We start from the raw sequence: 18822 nt of genomic DNA on the forward strand, positions 1-18822 counted from the left end.
GATTTGCCTGTGCGGGGCCGGTCGCCCGCGGCGCGGTGCTGTATCGATTTATCATAAGAATTCATGCGCCAGATGATTGCTTCGGGGGGCGGGGTACGTGGCCCTGCTGTCCGTCAGGTGGAGCTGGCTGGCGTGTGAAGGAAACATCCAGGTTATTGCGTTTGCTGTTGGACTCCCCTGGGTATCGTCCCCGCGGACGCTGGGCCACGGATAGATTTTATGTGTATGAGTCCTCGCTTCCCCCCGGAATGAAGGTGGCGCGTGCTCCGTCCAATGGGTGCGCCATGCCTTGGGAGCGCCCTATCTGGAATTAGTTTCGCTGAGGCATTCCATGTGATTGGTTTGTTGATTCTTGAGTCAAAAGACGCTGTTCGAAGTCTTGATGATTGAGAGATTCCAGAGGCTCCGTTTGGAGTGTCCGGTTCTCGTGAGGTTGCACGAAGTGATTTTGTGATGATTGGCTTGCGCCAATACTGTTAATTGGGCATTGATCTGTTTTTCCTTGTATCGGGTCTATCGTGCTCGTTCGTCGAGGCAATGCCCGGCTTTCGCGCGTGCCAGTCAGAGGTCCGGGTGTCGTCACAAAGTGGGTTGTCGAAGGCGGGTTTTGCCGAAGTGCGTGCTCGTTTGACAGCGGTCCTTGCTCAGCGGTTGGGAGTCGAGGCGCACACCCTGGATGTCAGAGAGCGTTTCAGTCTGTATGGGCTTGATTCGCTGAAGGCCACCGGCTTCATCGCAGAGGTGGGGGCGATGCTGGGCCGTTCATTGTCTCCCACGCTTGCCTGGGAACACCCCACGTTGGATGCGTTGGCTCGCTACCTCGCGGGTGAGCAGGATGGCGCGCCTTCACATTCCCTGGCACCTTTCGCCCGGGCCCACGAGCCCATCGCCATTGTTGGATTGGCCTGCCGCTATCCCCAGGCGCCGGATCCGGAGGCCTTCTGGCGTCTGCTCGTGGGGGGGACGGATGCCATTACGGAAGTGCCGCCGGACCGGTGGGACGTCAACCGCCTCTATGACCGAGACCCCGCGGCGCCTGGCAAGGTGGTCTCCCGCTGGGGCGGCTACCTGGACCGCGTGGATAGCTTTGACCCGCTCTTCTTCGGCATTTCGCCGAAGGAGGCGCTCCACATGGACCCGCAGCAGCGGCTCATGCTGGAGCTGAGCTGGGAGGCGCTGGAGGACGCGGGTATCGCCGCGGACCGGCTGCAGGGCTCACCCACGGCGGTCTGCTTCGGCGCCGCGTGGATGGACTACGAGATGATGCTGCAGCGCTTCGGCATGAAGCGCATCTCGTCGTATACGTCCACGGGCTATCACCACAGCGTCCTGGCCAACCGGGTCTCCTACGTCCTGGGGCTGCGGGGGCCGAGCTTCTCCATCGACTCGGCCTGCTCGTCCTCGCTCACGGCGGTGCACCTGGCCTGTGAGAGCCTGCGCAGGGGCGAGTCGACGCTGGCCCTGGTGGGTGGTGTGAATCTCACCATCGCCCCCGAGAGCACGGTGTCCCTGTCCAAGCTGGGGGCCCTCTCTCCAGACGGGCGCTGCTACACGTTCGATGCACGGGCCAACGGCTTCGTGCGCGGCGAGGGGGCGGGCGTGGCGGTGCTCAAGCCGCTCTCCCTGGCGCTCGCGGACGGGGACGCCATCTACTGCGTCATCCGCGGCAGTGCCATCAACAACAATGGTGGCAGCAACGGCCTCACCGCGCCCAACCCCAAGGCGCAGGCGGAGGTCATCCGCCAGGCGTGCGTCAGCGCGGGGATCGAGCCGGCGGAGGTGCAGTACGTCGAGGCGCATGGCACGGGCACGCAGCTGGGAGATCCGCTGGAGGCGCAGGCCCTGGGCGAGGTGCTCGGCGCGGGACGGCCTGAAGGCAAGCCCCTGCTCATCGGGTCCTGCAAGACGAACATCGGGCACCTGGAGGCCGCGGCGGGCATCACCGGGCTCATCAAGACCGCGCTGTGCATCAAGCACCGCGTGCTACCGGCCAGCCTCCACTACGAGAAGCCCAATCCGCTCATTCCCTTCGAGGCGCTGGGCCTGTCGGTCCACCACACCCTGGGGGACTGGCCGGAGCCCGACCGGAAGCTCCTCGCGGGCGTCAGCTCCTTTGGCTTCGGGGGCGCGAACTGCCACGTGGTGCTGGAGGAGGCCCGCCTCCCGGAGGCGCGGCTCCTCCACCTGTCAGGTGAGACGGCGGAGGCGCTGCGGGGCGCCGCGCGGGGGCTGCTCGACCGCGTGACGGCCCGGGAGCACCTGCCGCTGGGCGAGGTGCTCGGCGCGGCCGAAGCGGACGCGGGCGCGCATGCGCACCGCCTGACGGTGACGGTCCGGACCCGGAAGGACCTTCGGGTGGGCCTGGAGCGCTTCCTGGAGGGAGCGCCGCGGCCGGGTGTGTCCGTGGGGATGGTGGCGAAGGACGCGGTCCGCAAGCCGGTGTTCGTCTATTCGGGGCACGGCTGCCAGTGGCCCCGCATGGGCCTGCCGCTGCTGGACGCCGAGCCGGTGTTCCGGGAGACCTTGCTGCGCTGCGACGCGCTCATCCGGGAGTACGAAGGTTGGTCGCTGCTGGAAGTGCTGGCCGCTGATGACGCGGCGGCGCGGCTGAGCCGGCTCGATATCGGGCTGCCCGCGATTGTGTCTGTGGAGGTGGCCCTGACGGACCTCTGGCGCTCGTGGGGCATCGAGCCCGGCGCAGTGGTGGGGCACAGCATCGGTGAGGTGTCGGCGGCGTATGCGGCGGGCGCCCTGGACCTCGAGGACACCCTCCGCGTCGTCTGCGCCGAGAGCAGGCTGATGCACACGCAGGCGGGCAAGGGCAGCCTGGCCGTCGTCGGCGTGCCCTGGACGGAGGCCGCCGAGCTGCTCGTGGGCTACGAGGGGCGGTTGTTCCGCGCCATCGACTCGGGCGCGGGCTCCACGGTGTTGTCGGGGGATGTGGACGCGCTGGTGGAGGTGCTCGCGTCGCTGCAGCAGCGCGGAGTCTTCTGCCGGCAGGTGGACATCGACGTTCCGGTGCACAGCCCCCGCATGGACGTGCTGGCGGACGCCCTCTCCGAGGAGCTTCGGGGCATCCGCCCCCGCCCGACGCGTGTTCCCCTGATTTCGTCCATCACCGGCGCGGAGTTCGACGGCAAGCGCGCGGACGCCTCCCACTGGGTGCGGAACATCTCGTGGCCCACGCTCTTCACTGGCGCGCTCTCCCACGCCATCCAGGAGGGCTACGACACCTTCCTGGAGGTCAGTCCGCACGCGATTCTGCGGCACCCCATCGACGCGACGCTGAAGCACCTGGGGCGGCAGGGCCGCGTGGTGCCCTCCCTGCGGCGGCAGGAGGATGAGCGGGCCACGCTGTTCGACTCGCTGGGTGTCCTCTACGTATCGGGACAGTCGGTCCAATGGGACGTGGTCGCAGCGCATGCGGCTGACGGTGAGGGGGACGCGGTGCACCTGCTGCCCCTGTCGGCGCGGAGCCCGGAGGCGCTCAAGGCGCTGGCCGCGGAGTGGCGCGACTTCCTGGGCAAGGAGTCGGGCGCGCCGCTTGACGACGTCACCTACACCGCGAGCGTGCGCCGGGGCCACCTGTCCCATCGGCTGTCGGTGGTGGGCGGCTCGCGACGGGAGCTGGCGGAGGCGCTGGACGCCGTCACGCGGGGGGCGCTCCCGCCAGGCGTGAGTGAGGGACGGGTGAGTCCCGAGGGCCGGGCCAAGGTGGCCTTCGTCTTCCCGGGGCAGGGCTCCCAGTGGCTGGGCATGGGGCGTCTGCTCCTGCGCGAGGAGCCGGTGTTCAAGTCCGCCATCGAGGCGTGCGAGCAGGCCATGCGGCCGCACGTGGACTGGTCGCTCACGGCGGAGCTGCTGGCGGACGAGCAGCACTCGCGTCTGCAGGACATCGACGTGGTGCAGCCGGTGCTCTTCGCGATGCAGGTGGCGCTGGCGGCGCTGTGGCGCTCCTGGGGCGTGGAGCCGGACGCGGTGGTGGGGCACAGCATGGGCGAGGTGGCCGCCGCGCACGTCGCGGGCGCGCTCTGCCTGGAGGACGCGGCGGCCGTCATCTGCCTGCGCAGCCAGCTCCTGCGCCGCAAGAGCGGGCAGGGGGCCATGGCGGTGGTGGAGCTGGGGCTGGAGCACGCCCGCGAGGCGCTGGCTGGCTACGAGACGCGGCTCTCTGTCGCGGTCAGCAACAGCGCGCGCTCCACGGTGCTCTCGGGTGACACGGACGCGCTGGAGTCGCTGCTGCCGAAGCTCGAAGGCCAGGGGGTGTTCTGCCGCCGGGTGAAGGTCAACGTCGCCTCTCACAGTCCGCAGATGGACTCGCTGAAGGACGACCTCCTGCGGGTGCTCGACGGTGTCGCGCCGCGGAGCGCCCCCGTGCCCATCTACTCCACCGTGACGGGGCGGACGAGCGACGGCGCGGGCTTCCACCCGGCCTACTGGGTCAGCAACCTGCGCGAGCCGGTGCTGTTCCACGGCGCCGTCGAGCAGCTCCTGTCGGATGGCTTCACGGTGCTGGTCGAAGTGAGCCCGCACCCGGTGCTGCTCGCGCCCATCGAGGAGACGCTGCGCGAGTCGAAGCAGGGCGCCATCGCGCTCGCGTCCTTGCGGCGACAGATGCCCGAGCGCCGCAGCCTGCTGGAGTCCCTGGCGGCGCTGTACGCCTGGGGCTGCGCGGTGGACTGGAAGGCGCTGCACCCGGCGAAGGGCCGTGTCGTCGCGCTCCCAAGGTATCCGTGGCAGCGAGAGCGCTTCTGGCTCCCGGACGAGGTGGAGGTGGAGTCGCAGCCGGGGGGCATGACTGCCGCGGACGGGAAGGGACATCCCCTCATCGGTGGTTCGCTCTCTTCGTCCGTGCAGCCCGGGACTCACTTCTGGGAGCGGACCGTGAGCACGGCGGCGTTCCCATATCTGGCTGACCACTGCGTGTGGGGGGACGTCGTCTTCCCGGGCGCGGGCTACGTGGAGATGGCGCTGAGCGCCGGCGCGGAGGTGCTGGGCGAGGCGGGGCTCGTGCTGGAGGACGTCTCGTTCAACGAGATGCTCGCGCTGGAGCCGGGCCAGTCGAGGCGCGTGCAGGTGGTGCTGAGCGAGGAGGAGGCGGGTCGAGCCACCTTCCAGATTGCCAGCCGCGCGGAGGGCGAGACGGCCTGGCGCAAGCACGCGGCGGGCACGGTGCGGCGGGAGGCACGCGCGGACGCGGCCGTTGAAGCACCGGAGGCGATCCGAGCGCGCGTCACGGTAGAGGTCTCCGCCGAAGCGCACTACCAGCGTCGGCGGGCGCAGGGCCTCATGTATGGCCCGACGTTCCAGGGCCTGCGGGGTATCTGGCGCGGCGAGCAGGAGGCGCTGGGACGCCTGGAGGTCTCCGACACGGTGGCCTCGGAGGCGGGGGCGTACCGGCTCCACCCCGCGTTGCTGGATGCGGGGCTGCAGGTGGCGGTGGAGCTCCTTGCCCCGCTGACCGCGACGTCCGCGCCAGCGACGCACGTGCCGGTGGGCATCGGGCGGATGCGTTTCTTCCAGCGCCCCGGGCGCGCGGCCTGGGCGCGGGTGAAGGCCCGTGAGGAGGGGGCCGCGAGCGAGCGCGAGCGCACCTTCGACTTCTGGTTGCTGGATGCGCAGGGCCAGGTGCTGCTGGAGCTTGAAGCGCTGCGCCTGTACCGCCTGGATGCGGGCGCCTCCGCCCGCGGGGAGCTTGGCGCGTGGCTCTACCAGGTGGCCTGGGAGGAGCGTCCGCTGCCGACGGAGCTGGCGTGGCCCGAGCGCACGGCGGGGAGCTGGTTGATTCTCCAGGACGGCGGCGGCGTGGGGCAGCGGCTGTCCGCGCAGCTCCGGAGTCGGGGTGAGACGTGCGTGCTCGTCGCGCCCGGTGATGCGTACCGACTGACCGGGCCGGGGAGCGCCGAGGTGGAGCCCCGGAGTCCGGAGCACTGGCGCAGGCTGCTGACCGAGCTGTTGGGCGCGGGCGTGCCGCCATGCCGCGGCGTGGTGCACCTGTGGAGCCTGGACATGGCCTCCACGGAGACCCTGACGCCACAGGCGCTGGAGGACTCGCGGCGGCTGGGGACCACCAGCGTGCTGCACCTGGTGCAGGCGCTTTCGGATGCGGGCTGGCGGGATGCGCCCCGGCTCTGGCTGGCCACACGCGGGGCACGCTCCGCGGGCAAGGCGGCGGAACGTGTCGCGGTGGCGCAGGCGCCGCTGCTGGGGCTGGGGCAGGTGTTGGCGGTGGAGCAGCCGGAGCTGCGCTGCACCCGCGTGGACCTGGAAGGCGGCGCGGACGTCGCCGCGGATGCGCTGCTGCGGGAGCTGTCATCGACCTCGTTCGAGGACCAGACCGCGTGGCGGGGCGGCACGCGACTGACCGCGCGGCTGTCTCGGGCGGCGGAGGCGTTGTCCGCACACGAGCCGGCGACGCTGGTGCGCGAGGAGGGCACCTGCCTCATCACGGGTGGCCTGGGCGGGCTGGGGCTGGAGCTCGCGCGCTGGCTCGTTTCCCTGGGCGCACGTCACCTGCTGCTGATGGGCCGCCGCGCTCCCTCCGCGGAGGCGGAGCAGGCGCTGGCGGCGCTTCGTGAGGCCGGCGCTCGGGTGGAGTTCTTCCAGGGCGACGTCGCGCGGCCGGAGGACGTGGCGGGCGCGCTGGCTCGGGTCGCTGAAGTGATGCCCCCGCTGCGTGGCGTGTTCCATGCGGCGGGGCTCCTCGAGGACGGCCTGTTGCTCAACCTCACCGAGGCGCGCTTCGCCTCGGTGTCGGCACCGAAGGTCCTGGGCAGCTGGAACCTGCACGCGCAGACGCGGCACCTGCCGCTGGAGCACTTCGTGCTGTTCTCCAGCGTGGCCGCCTCGCTGGGCACGCCGGGGCAGTCGAACTACGCGTCGGCGAATGCCTTCATGGACGCGCTGGCCCAGGCTCGCCGGGCGGAGGGGCTGCCCGCGTTGAGCATCAACTGGGGCACCTGGACACAGGTGGGCCTCGCGGCGGCGCAGTCCATCCGCGGTGACCGCCTGGAGGCTCGTGGCCTGGGCGGCATGGCTCCGGACAAGGCGCTGGCGGTGCTCGGCATGCTGCTGGGACAGGCGCGGCCGCAGCTCAGCGTCATGGCCTTCGAGCCGCGCCAGTGGCTGGGCTTCTATCTGGCCGCGGCGCAGTCGCCCTACTTCACGAAGCTGGCGCAGGAGCCGTCCAGCCAGCCCGCCGTGAGCGCGGGCAAGCGCCGGATTCGAGAGCAGCTCGAAGCGGCCCGGGCGTCCGAGCGGCGCGGCCTGCTGGATACGCACCTGCGCGAGCTGATTGGCGGGGTGCTGCGGATGGCGCCCGCGCGCATCGAGCCACGGACACCGCTGGTGACCTTCGGGCTCGATTCGCTGATGAGCATGGAGATTCGCAACCGCCTGGAGGCGGCGCTCGGGCTGAAGCTCAGCGCGACGGTGGTGTGGACCTATCCGACGGTGGCCGCGCTGGCGCCTTTCCTGGCGGAGAAGTTGTCGCTCCCGCTGGAGGACGCCCCCTCCGAGCCCGAGCCCGCGCCGGAGGTGGCGGCGGCGAAGGCCCCGGCGGCGGACGTGACGGCCAGCGAGATTGACGACCTGTCGGAAGAAGAAGTCGAGCGGCTGTTCGCTCAGAGGATGGCGCAAGGCTCATGACGACGTTCGCGGAGAAGATCGCGCAGTACTCCCCCAAGCGGCTCGCGCTGCTGGCCATGGACCTCAAGTCCCGGCTCGACGCGGTGGAGGGCAGCCGGTCGGAGCCCGTGGCCATCATCGGCATGGGCTGCCGCTTCCCGGGCGGAGGGAACGACCCGGCTTCGTACTGGAACCTCCTGTGCAACGGCGTGGACGCCGTCACCGAGGTGCCGTCCTCGCGGTGGACCCGTGAGGACATGGCGCGGATGGACCCCGAGGCCCAGGAGAAGCTGGGCGCGAAGTGGGGCGCCTTCATCAACGCGGTGGACCAGTTCGACGCGGACTTCTTCGGCATCTCTCCGCACGAAGCGCACCGGATGGACCCGCAGCAGCGCATCCTCCTGGAGGTGGCGTGGGAGGCGTTGGAGAACGCGGGCCAGGACATGGCTCGGCTGGCGGGGAGCCGCACGGGCGTGTTCGTGGGCGTGTACAGTGACGACTACGCGCTGTTGCAGGTGGGCAACCCGTCCGCCCGCGACTCCAGCAGCGTGACGGGCGCCATCAACTGCGTGGTGCCGGGGCGGCTGTCGTACCTCCTGGACTTCCAGGGCCCCAGCCTGTCCGTGGACACCGCGTGCTCGTCCTCGCTGGTGGCGCTGCACCTGGCCGCGCAGAGCCTCCGCCAGCAGGAGTGCTCCATGGCGCTGGCGTGTGGCGTCAACCTCATCCTGTCGCCGCTGTCGTCGAGCCGGGTGTCTCGCGCGCAGGCGCTCGCGCCGGATGGACGCTGCAAGACCTTTGATGCCCGCGCCAACGGCTTCGTGCGGGGCGAGGGCTGCGGGGTGGTCGTCCTCAAGCGGCTGTCGGATGCGCTGGCGGCGGGGGACACCGTCCTCGCGCTCATCCGGGGCTCCGCCGTCAACCAGGACGGCAAGTCAGCGGGGCTGACGGCGCCCAACGTGCTCGCGCAGAAGGCGCTCATCCGCCAGGCGCTCCAGAGCGCGAACCTGGAGCCCGCCGACATCGACTGCGTCGAGGCCCACGGCACCGGGACGTCGCTGGGGGACCCCATTGAGATGGAGGCGCTCCACGAGGTGTATGCCCAGGGGCGCACCGCGGAGCAGTCGCTGGTGGTGGGCGCGGCGAAGACGAGCATTGGCCACCTCGAGTCGGCCGCGGGCATCGCGGGCATCATCAAGATGGTCCTGTCGATGCAGCACGGGGCCGTCCCGCCGCTCGCGCACTTCCAGCGGCTCAACCCGCGCATCGACTTCGGGGGTGAGGCCCTCACGGTTCCCACGAAGCTGCACCTCTGGCCCGCGCGGGAGACGCGCAAGCGCAGGGGCGCGGTCAGCTCGTTTGGAATCAGCGGCACGAATGCCCATGTGATTCTCGAAGAGGCCCCCGTGGCCGCGCCCGCTGCGCCTTCTCGTGGGGCGTATCTGCTGCCGCTGTCCGCGCGCTCACCCGCCGCGCTTCAGGCGTTGGCCCGGAAGTACGCGGACGTCCTCGCGTCGTCCCCGGAGGTGTCGCTCCGGGATGTCTGCTTCACCGCGGCGCTGCGGCGGACCCACCACGAGTACCGGACGGCGGTCGCGGGGGACTCGGCGGAGGCGGTGGCGCGGCAGCTCCGTGAGTTCGCCTCGGAGGGGCCTGCTCCGGCGGCGACGGACACGGACACCCGGCGCAAGGCGGTCTTCGTGTTCCCGGGGCAGGGCTCGCAGTGGGTTGGCATGGGGCGGCAGCTCCTCGAGCAGGAGCCTGTCTTCCGTGAGGCCGTGGAGCGCATCGACGCGGCAATGCGGCCCCACGTCACGTGGCGTCTGGTCGACGTGCTGCGCGCACCCGCCGACGACTCCCGTCTCCAGGACATCGACGTCGTGCAGCCGGTGTTGTTCGCCATGGCGGTGGCGCTGTCCTCGCTGTGGCGCTCCTGGGGCGTGGAGCCGGACGCGGTGGTGGGGCACAGCATGGGCGAGGTGGCCGCGGCGCACGTCGCGGGCGCGCTCCGCCTGGAGGACGCGGCGGCCATCATCTGCCTGCGCAGCAAGCTGCTGCGGCGCATCAGCGGCCAGGGCGCCATGCTCGCGACGGAGCTGGCGCTGGAGGACGCGCGCAAGACGCTGGCGGGGCGCGATGACCGCGTGGCCATCGCGGTGAGCAACAGTCCAACCTCCACGGTGCTGTCGGGGGAGCACGCCGCGCTCGAAGCGATTCGCTCCGAGCTGGAGTCGCGCAACGTCTTCTGCCGCTGGGTGAAGGTCGACGTGGCCTCGCACAGCCCGCAAGTGGACCCGCTGCGTGACGAGCTGCTCTCCGTGCTCTCCGCGGTGCGGCCCGGACGCGCCAGCGTGCCCATCCTCTCCACGGTGACCGGCGCCACCAGCGACGGCTCCGGCTTCGATGCCGCCTACTGGGTCCGCAACCTGCGCGACCCGGTGCTCTTCTCCTCGGCGGTGCTGCGACTCGCCGAGGCTGGACACTCCGTCTTCCTGGAGATGAGCCCGCACCCGATTCTGCTGCCCGCCGTGGAGCGGTGCCTGCAGCACGCGGGCCGCGAGGGCGTGACGCTTCCGTCACTGCGCCGCGACGAGGCCGAGCGGACGGCGCTGCTGGAGTCCGTGGGCGCGCTGTACCGCGCCGGGGGCCCCGTGCAGTGGAAGCGCCTCTTTCCGGAAGGCGGGACGTCGCTCCCGCTGCCGACCTATCCCTGGCAGCACAAGCGGTACTGGCTGGACGCGGTGGTCACGCCCGTGGTCGCGATGGTCGAACCCGTGACGTCCCTCAAGGGTCGGCCGGTGAACGTGGCTCACGGCGTCGATGGCCAGGTCTTCGAGCTTGAGCTGGGGAGCGACTCGCTGCCGTGGCTGGGCGCGCACCGGTTGGGCGGCGTCGCGGTCGTTCCTGCCTCGGCGCTGGTGGAGCTTGGGCTGAGCGCCGCGGCCAACGCGCTGGGCACAGGGGGCAGGGCGCTGTCCGGCGTCGAGTTCGAGCGGGCGCTGGTGCTGACGGAGGCCACGCGGCGGCTCGTGCAGGTCCACCTCTCTTCCGAGGCAGGGGGCCGGCACGAGTTCCACGTCCACAGCCGCGCGGTGGGAGGGGCCTCGTCCGAGGCGGGATGGGTGAGGCACTGCCGGGGCCACGTCCAGGTGCTCGGTGCCTCGATAGGCGCATTGGCGTCCATCGACGCAATCCGCGCGCGCTGCGGGGAGCATGTCCCGGGCGCGGCGGTCTACGGTGAGCTGGAGCACTGCAACGTCCAGTACGACGAGGCGCTGCGGACGCTGGGCGAGGCGTGGCGGCGGCCGGGGGAGGCGCTGGGCCGGGTGGTGCTGGGGGCGGAGCGAACCCAGGAGGCGTCCCAGTATCAGCTTCATCCCGCGTTGTTGGACGCCGGCCTCCAGACGTTGGCGCTCGCGCTGGCGGCCGAACCGGGGCAGGCGGCGCTCTTCATGCCCCTGGGCATCGAGTCGTTCGAGTGCGCCCCTGGCGGTGCGGACGTCTGGTGGGCTCACGTGTCGATTTCCCCCGCGTCTCGCCCCGAGGAGCGGCTGGGCACGCTGTCCCTGCTCGACGCGGATGGCCGCCCGGTCGCGGTGGCGCGCGGCGTCCGGTTGCGGCACGTGGCCGCGGAGCGGCTGCTCGAGGTGTTGGGGGAGGTCCGCGCGCAGGACTGGTTCCACGATGTGACGTGGGAGCCGCGGCCGGTGGGGACCGCCCAGCCGGTGCCTGCCGACTGGCTCGTGTTCGCCGACCGGGGTGGCTGGGGCGCGGCATTCGCCGAGGAGCTGCGGCGTCAGGGTGCCTCACTTGTCACGGTGACCTCGGGAGAGGCCTTCCAGCGCCAGGGAGCGCGAAGCTTCGTGGTGGACCCGCGGCGGCCGGAGGACATGGCGCGCCTGCTGCGAGAGCTTCCAGCGCTCCCGGCAGGGCATGAAGGCCGGGCGCTCTTCCTGTGGGGCCTCGACGAGACGCTGGATGGGAAGACGGCGGCTCCCGCGTCCACGGTGGCGGCGCTGCACCTGGTGAAGGCCCTCATGGACGTGCCAGGGCGTGCGCGGCTCTGGGTGGTGACGCGGGGCGCGCAGGTGACGGGCGTGGGGACCGAACGGGTGTCGCTGGCCCAGGCACCTCTGTGGGGCATGGGCCGGAGCGTCTCGTTGGAACAGCCGGGCGTGTGGGGCGGCCTCATCGACCTGCCGCCGACGCGGTCGCCGGATGAGCTCGCCTCGGTGCTGCGGGAAATCTCCGCGTTCGGCGCGGACGGCGAGGACCAGCTCGCCTTCCGCGAGGGACGTTCACTGGTGCCCCGGCTCATCCGTGGAAGGGCAGGGACGGCCGAGGAGGCGCTGCGCCTGCGCTCGGACGCGACGTACCTTGTCGCGGGAGGCCTGGGCGGGCTGGGGCTGAAGGTGGCGCGGTGGCTGGTGGAGCGGGGCGCGCGGCACCTGGTGCTGCTGGGCCGCGGTGGGGTCTCCGGTGCGAACGACGCGGCGTCGGTGCGGCGCCGCGAGGAGCTCGAGTCGATTCGGGCGCTCGGGGCGACTGTCACGCCCATGGCCGCGGACGTGGCGGACCGCGAGCGGATGGCGGCACTCCTGCGCGACACGGCGGCGACGCTGCCTCCGCTGCGCGGCGTGATTCATGCCGCCGCGCTCATCACGGAGTGCCGGCTGGAGGACCTGGATGTCGCCGCCACGGCGGCGATGATGCGTCCCAAGGTGCTCGGAAGCTGGGTGCTGCACGAGCTGACGCGCGGGCTCGAGCTCGACTTCTTCGTGATGTTCTCGTCGACGTCCACGCTGTGGGGCGCCTCCGGCCTGGCGCACTACGCGGCGGGCAACCAGTTCCTGGAGGCGGTGGCGCACCACCGCCGGTCCGAAGGGCTGCCCGCGACCACCATCCATTGGGGCACGTGGGACGAGATTGGCGGGGAGCGCGCCGACGACGCACGAGGCTACGCCCGCTTCGGGTTGCGGCCCATGGCCTCCACGCGCGCGCTCGATGCGATGGGGCAGGTGCTGCGTTTGGGCGTGAGCCACAAGACGGTCGCCTCGGTGGATTGGTCCGTGCTCAAGCCCATCTGGGAGGCGCGGCGTCGCCGGCCCTTCCTGCTGCACATGGGCGCGGCTTCGCATGCCACGGGCGGTGGCGCTCCCTCGCGGGCACGGTGGCTCGCGGAGTTGAAGGCGCTCCCTGTCGACCGCCGGTTCGACACGCTCGTGCAGCGCATCCAGGGCGAGGTGGGGCGCATCCTCGGCTTCGCACCCACCGACCTGCCCCCCGCGGACCGTGGCTTCTTCCAGATGGGGATGACGTCCCAGATGTCCGTGGAGCTGCGCAACGTGCTGCAGCGCGGACTCGAGAAGGAGCTGCCCGCGAGTCTCGCGTTCGACCACCCCACCGTCCTGGCGCTGGCGAAGCGTCTGGCGGGGAGCGTCACCGCGGTGGACATCCCGCTGCCCACGGTGGCGGCGGCGCCCGTGCAGAAGTCGGCCCCGGTGCCTTCGGACACCGGTGACCTGTCGGAGCGGCTGGCGCAGGTCTCAGAGCTGTCGGACGACGAAGTCGAGCGGTTGATTGCCCAGAAGCTGAGCTGAATCGGACGGCTGCGATGAGCAAGGAATTCTACGAGAAGATCTCGAGCCTCTCTCCCAAGAGGCTCGCGTTGCTGGCGCTCGAGCTGCACGCGGAGGGTGAAGCCCTCAAGCGCGCGCGCTCGGAGCCCATCGCCATCGTCGGTGCGTCCTGCCGCGTGCCCGGTGGCGCACGGACCCCCGAGGACTTCTGGCGCCTGCTGAGCCAGGGCGTGGACGCCATCACCGAGGTGCCGCGAGCGCGGTGGGACGCGGAGGCGCTCTTCGACCCCGACCCGAGCAAGCGTGGCCGCACGTATGCGCGCTGGGGGGGCTTCATCGACGGCGTGGACCAGTTCGACGCCGCCTTCTTCGGCGTGTCGCCCCGGGAGGCCTCGCGCATGGACCCGCAGCAACGGATGTTGCTGGAGGTCGCGTGGGAGGCGCTGGAGCGCGCGGGCCAGCCGCCGGACCAGCTCGCTGGAAGCAAGTCTGGCGTCTTCCTGGGAATCATCGGCAGCGACTACGCGCAGCTCCAGGCGCGGCAGCTCGGCGATGCGCCGGACATCTACCACCTGACGGGGACCTCGCTGAACGCGGCGGCGGGCCGGCTGGCGTACACGCTGGGCCTCCAGGGGCCGTGCATGTCCATCGACACGGCGTGCTCGTCGTCGCTGGTGGGGCTCCACGTGGCCTGCCAGAGCCTGCGCAACCGGGAGTGCGACCTGGCGCTCTCCGCCGGCGTCAACCTCATGCTGATGCCGGACCCGACGGTTGCTCTCTCCAGCAGCCGAGGGCTGTCGCCGGACGGACGGTGCAAGAGCTTCGATGCCTCCGCCAATGGCTTCGTGCGCGCCGAGGGCTGCGTCGTCCTGGTGCTCAAGCGGCTCTCGGATGCGCTGGCCAACGGGGATGAGATTCTGTCGCTCGTCGCGGGCTCGGCGGTGAACCAGGACGGCGCCAGCAGCGGGCTCATGGTGCCCAACGGACCGGCGCAGGAGCGGGTCATCGAACAGGCGCTGGCGAGCGCCGGGCTCAAGGCCTCGCACGTCTCCTTCGTCGAGGCGCACGGGACGGGGACCTCGCTGGGAGATCCCATCGAGCTGCAAGCGCTGGCGCGGGTGCTGGGCGCGGGACGGCGCGCGGACGCGCCCCTCTACGTGGGTTCGGTGAAGACGAACGTCGGGCACCTCGAAGCGACGGCGGGCCTCACGGGCGTGCTGAAGACGGCCCTGGCGCTGCGCCACGAGGCGATTCCTCCGAACCTGCACTTCCACCGCCTCAACCCGGACATCGTCCTGGACGGGGCGCCCGTCGTCATCCCCACGGCGCCCCAGCCGTGGCCCCGCTCCGAGCAGCCTCGCCTCGCCGGCGTGAGCGCGTTTGGCATCAGCGGCACCAATGCCCACGTCATCTTGCAAGAGCCGCCGGTGCAGGCCCCACGGCCCGCCGTCCCCGCTCGGGGCGCGGAGCTGCTCGTGCTGTCAGCGCGCGGCCCGGAGGCGCTCCAGGCCATGGCCGGCAGCCACGCGCATTGGCTCGCCACGCATCCAGAGGTGTCACTCCGCGACGTCTGCGCCACGGCGGCCCTGTCGCGCTCCCACCATGAGCACCGCCTCGCGCTCGCGGGCCACACGCACTCTGAACTCGAGGAGAAGCTGGGCGCCTTCGCGCGTGGAGCGCCCGTGCCGGGCGCGGCCACGGGGCGGGCATCGGTGCAGACCCGGCGCCGGCTCGTCTTCGTGTTCCCGGGACAGGGCTCGCAGTGGCTGGGCATGGGCCGAAGGCTGCTCGCGGAGGAGCCGGCGTTCCGAGCGGCGATGGAGCGCTGCGACGCGGCCATCCATGCGTGCGCGGGCTTCAGCGTCCTGGGGGCGCTGGCCGCCGAAGAGGGCGAGGGGCGCCTCCATGAAATCGACGTCATCCAGCCCGTCCTCTTCGCCATCGAGGTGGCGCTGGCGGAGCTGTGGCGCGCCTGGGGCGTCGAGCCGGACGCCGTGGTGGGGCACAGCATGGGCGAGGTGGCCGCGGCGCAGGTGGCCGGAGCGCTGAGCCTGGAGGACGCGGCGAAGGTCATCTGCCGCCGCAGCCGGCTGCTGCGAGGCGTGAGCGGGCAGGGCTCCATGCTGCTGGTGGACCTGACGCTGGAAGAGGCGAAGCAGGCCCTGCACGGCTGGGAGTCGCAGGTCTCCGTCGCGGTGAGCAACAGCGTGCGCTCCACGGTGTTGTCGGGCGCGCCCGCGGCCTTGGAGGACGTCGCCCAGAGGCTCAAGCAACGGGACGTCTTCTGCCGCTTCGTGAAGGTGGACGTGGCCTCGCACAGTCCGCAGATGGACCCGCTGCGGCCCGACTTGCTCGCCGCGCTCCAGGACCTCGCGCCGCGCGCGTCCCGTGTGCCCATCTGCTCGACGGTGACGGGGCGGATGACGGATGGCGCGGAGCTCCGTGCCGGCTACTGGGCGGACAACCTGCGCGAGCCGGTGCTGTTCTCGACGGCCATCGAGAAGCTCGCGGTCGACGGCCATGACATCTTCATCGAGCTGAGCCCGCATCCCATCCTCCTGCCCGCCGTGGAGCAACACCTGCGGCACCTCGGGCGCGAGGGGACGGTGCTGCCCTCGCTCCGTCGTGACGAAGACGAGCGCGGCGCGATGCTGTCGTCCCTGGGCGCGCTCTACGCGGTGGGGCACGAGGTGGACCTCAAGCGCCAGCACCCGGTGCGAGGCCCGCTCGCGGCGCTGCCCACGTACCCGTGGCAGCACGAGCGCTTCTGGATTGAGTCGTCCACGCGCACCCGTCGTGCCCTGGACGCGGGCCACCACCCGCTGCTGGGCACGCACCTGTCCCTGGCGGGGCAGGACGGCGCGCACCTGTGGCAGACGGAGCTGTACGCGGACAGTCCTTCCTATCTGTCGGACCACGTCGTTCACGGGGAGGTCGTGCTCCCCGGCACCGGCTACCTGGAGATGGCGCTCGCGGGAGCCGCCGAGGCCTTTGGACCGGCACGGCTCGCGCTGGAGGACGTCATCTTCCAGGAGATGATGGTGCTACCTCGGGAAGAGGCGCTGTCGGTGCAGATGCGCGTCATCCCAGAGGCGGATGGCACCCGTCGCTTCCAGGTCTTCAGCCGTCCGGTGGGAGGCGCCGGGGCCTGGACACTGCACGCCGAAGGGCGGCTGGGAGAGCGCACGGCAGCGGAGCCCTTCGCGCTCGACGAGGCGCGGGCGCGGTGCCCCGAGCTCCTGGAAGGCGAGCAGCACTACCAGCTCATGCTGGAGCGGGGCGTCGACTTCGGCCCCAGCTTCCGTCTGGTGAAGGAGCTGTGGAAGGGGGAGGGCGAGGCGGTGGCACGCCTGGAGTTGTCACCTTCGGTCTCGGCGGAGCTGACGGCGCACCAGCTCCATCCGGCGCTGCTGGATGCCTGCCTGCAAGCCATCAACGGCGCGGGGCTGGGGGACCGCAGGGGGGAGACCTTCGTCCCGGTGGCGGTGGACACGCTGCGCATGCACGGGCGACCTGGACGCGCGCTGTGGAGCCACGCTCGCGTCCGGCCGGGCACGGGCAGTGGCCCGGGCTCGGTTGAGGCCGACGTGACGTTGCTGGACGCGGAGGGCAACGTCCTGATGGAGGCCCGTGGCCTGATGGCGCGCCGTCTGGATGCGGTGCGCCGCCGGTCCGCGGATGAAATCGACCGGTGGATGTACCGGGTGGACTGGCAGGAAGAGCCACGCGAGGCGCCCACGGCCGTCCCGGAGTCCGCGCCGGGCGCCTGGCTGGTGCTCGCGGACCGTGCTGGTTTCGGCGAGAAGTTGCGCGCCGTGCTGAGCGAGCGCGGGGAGCGTTGCATCCTCATCTCCCACGGCGATGAGCCCCGGCTCGTCGAGCCCGGCCACTACGTGGTGGACCCGTCGCGGGCGGAGGGCTTCACGCGGGTTCTCGATGCGGAGTTCGGCGCCGGACGGCCCGCGTGCCGTGGCGTCGTGCACCTCTTCAGCCTGGACGTGCCCGGCCTTGAGGCTGGAACGGATGCGCTGGTGAAGGCGCGCACGCTCGGCGCGGCAAGCGCGCTCCACCTGATACAGGCCCTGGTCGCGTCGGGCTTCCGGGACATGCCCCGGGTGTGGCTGGTGACGGAGGGCGTCCAGGCCGTCAAGCCAGGTGCGCAGGTGGCTCATGTCGAGCAGGCGCCACTCTGGGGCCTGGGACGGGTGCTCTCGTTGGAGCACCCCGAGCTCCGGTGTTGCAGCGTGGACCTGGGGGCTCGCGACGAGGCCCAGGCCCGGGTGCTGGCCGATGAACTCCTCGCGTCGAGCCTGGAAGAGCAGGTCGCGCTCCGGGGCCCCGCGCGGTTCGTGGCGCGGCTGTCGCGCATGGAGCGCGGCACCGCGGCGCCAGCGGAGTTTCGAGCCGATGCCACGTACCTGATTACCGGTGGCCTGGGCGGCCTGGGCCTGAAGCTCGCGGAGTGGCTGGTGGACCGTGGCGCCCGCCACCTCGCGCTGCTGGGCCGCAAGGGCGCGTCCGTGGAGGCGCAGCCGGTGCTGGAGGCGCTGCGTGCCGGCGGCGTCGAGGTCCGGGTGTTCAAGGCGGACGCGGCGGCGCGCCCGGACCTGGAGCGGGTGCTGGGGGAAGTGGCGGCGGAGATGCCTCCCCTCCGGGGCGTCTTCCACGCGGCGGCGGTCCTCGATGACGGCGTATTGGTGAACCTCACCGCCGAGCGTCTGCGCACGGCGATGGAGCCCAAGGTCCACGGCGCCTGGCACCTGCACACGCTGACGGCTTCGGCGCCACTGGAGCACTTCGTGTTGTTCGCCGCGGCGGGTTCGCTGCTGGGCTCTCCGGGACAGGGCAACTACGCGGCGGCCAACGTCTTCCTCGATGCGCTGGCGGCGTACCGGCGTGGGCTCGGCCTGCCGGCGCTGAGCGTTGACTGGGGCGCCTGGGCCGGCGTGGGCCTGGCCGCGGCGGCCGAGGCGCGCGGGGAACGCATCACCCAGCGCGGCGTGGACACCATGCCGCCGTCGCAGGCGCTGGAGGCGCTGGGCCGCATCCTGGGCAGCCCACTGCCACGCGTGGTGGTGATGCGCTTCGACCTGCGGCAATGGAGCGAGTTCTACCTGACGGCGGCGCGCTCGCCCTTCCTGTCACGGCTGGCGCGTGAGCAGGCCAGCAGCGCGAACGTTTCGTCTGTTCGCGGCGCCTTCGTGGAGACGCTCCGGGCGGCGGAGGTGCTGCAGCGAGCGCGGTTGCTGGAGACGCACGTGTGTGAACAGGCCGGCCATGTGCTCCGGCTGGCGCCTTCGCGCATCGACCCGCAGGAGCCCCTGGGCAGCATGGGGTTGGACTCCCTCATGGGGCTGGAGATTCGCAACCGGCTCGAAGCCAGCCTGGGGCTGCGGCTCCCCGCGACGCTGGTCTGGCGGCATCCGACGGTGGCGGCGCTCGTCGCGCACCTGGCTGAACAACTGCAACTTCCCATCACGACCCAGGCCGAGCCGCCGCGGGATGAAGCCGCCGCGCTCGAAGCCGCCATCGTCAACAACGTCAAGCAGCTCTCGGATGACGAAGCCGAGGCGCTCCTCGCGGAGAAGCTCGCCGCGCTGGCTGATTGAAGAGATTC

3 protein-coding genes are annotated in these 18822 nt (G+C 71.4%); all 3 read left to right on the plus strand.

The window, feature by feature from the left end; all coding sequences use genetic code 11:
* The first annotated feature begins 537 nt into the window (after positions 1 to 537).
* From HV826_RS09625 to HV826_RS09635, 3 genes are read left to right on the plus strand one after another with little or no spacing between them, the layout of a single operon-like run.
* Positions 538 to 7647: a type I polyketide synthase gene (locus tag HV826_RS09625; protein WP_255217129.1), complete on the plus strand. Its 7110-nt coding sequence runs from the start codon at positions 538 to 540 to the stop codon at positions 7645 to 7647.
* A complete protein-coding gene (locus HV826_RS09630) occupies positions 7644 to 13226 on the plus strand; it encodes a type I polyketide synthase (protein ID WP_176416706.1) in 5583 nt (1860 codons plus the stop codon). The genes HV826_RS09625 and HV826_RS09630 overlap by 4 nt, the downstream gene beginning before the upstream one ends.
* Positions 13227 to 13240: 14 nt before the next feature.
* On the plus strand, positions 13241 to 18814 hold the full coding sequence (locus tag HV826_RS09635) for a type I polyketide synthase (protein WP_176416707.1): 5574 nt from the start codon (positions 13241 to 13243) through the stop codon (positions 18812 to 18814).
* Positions 18815 to 18822: the final 8 nt, after the last annotated feature.

The sequence above is a fragment of the Myxococcus sp. AM010 genome, from assembly GCF_013372585.1.
Taxonomy (GTDB): domain Bacteria; phylum Myxococcota; class Myxococcia; order Myxococcales; family Myxococcaceae; genus Myxococcus; species Myxococcus vastator.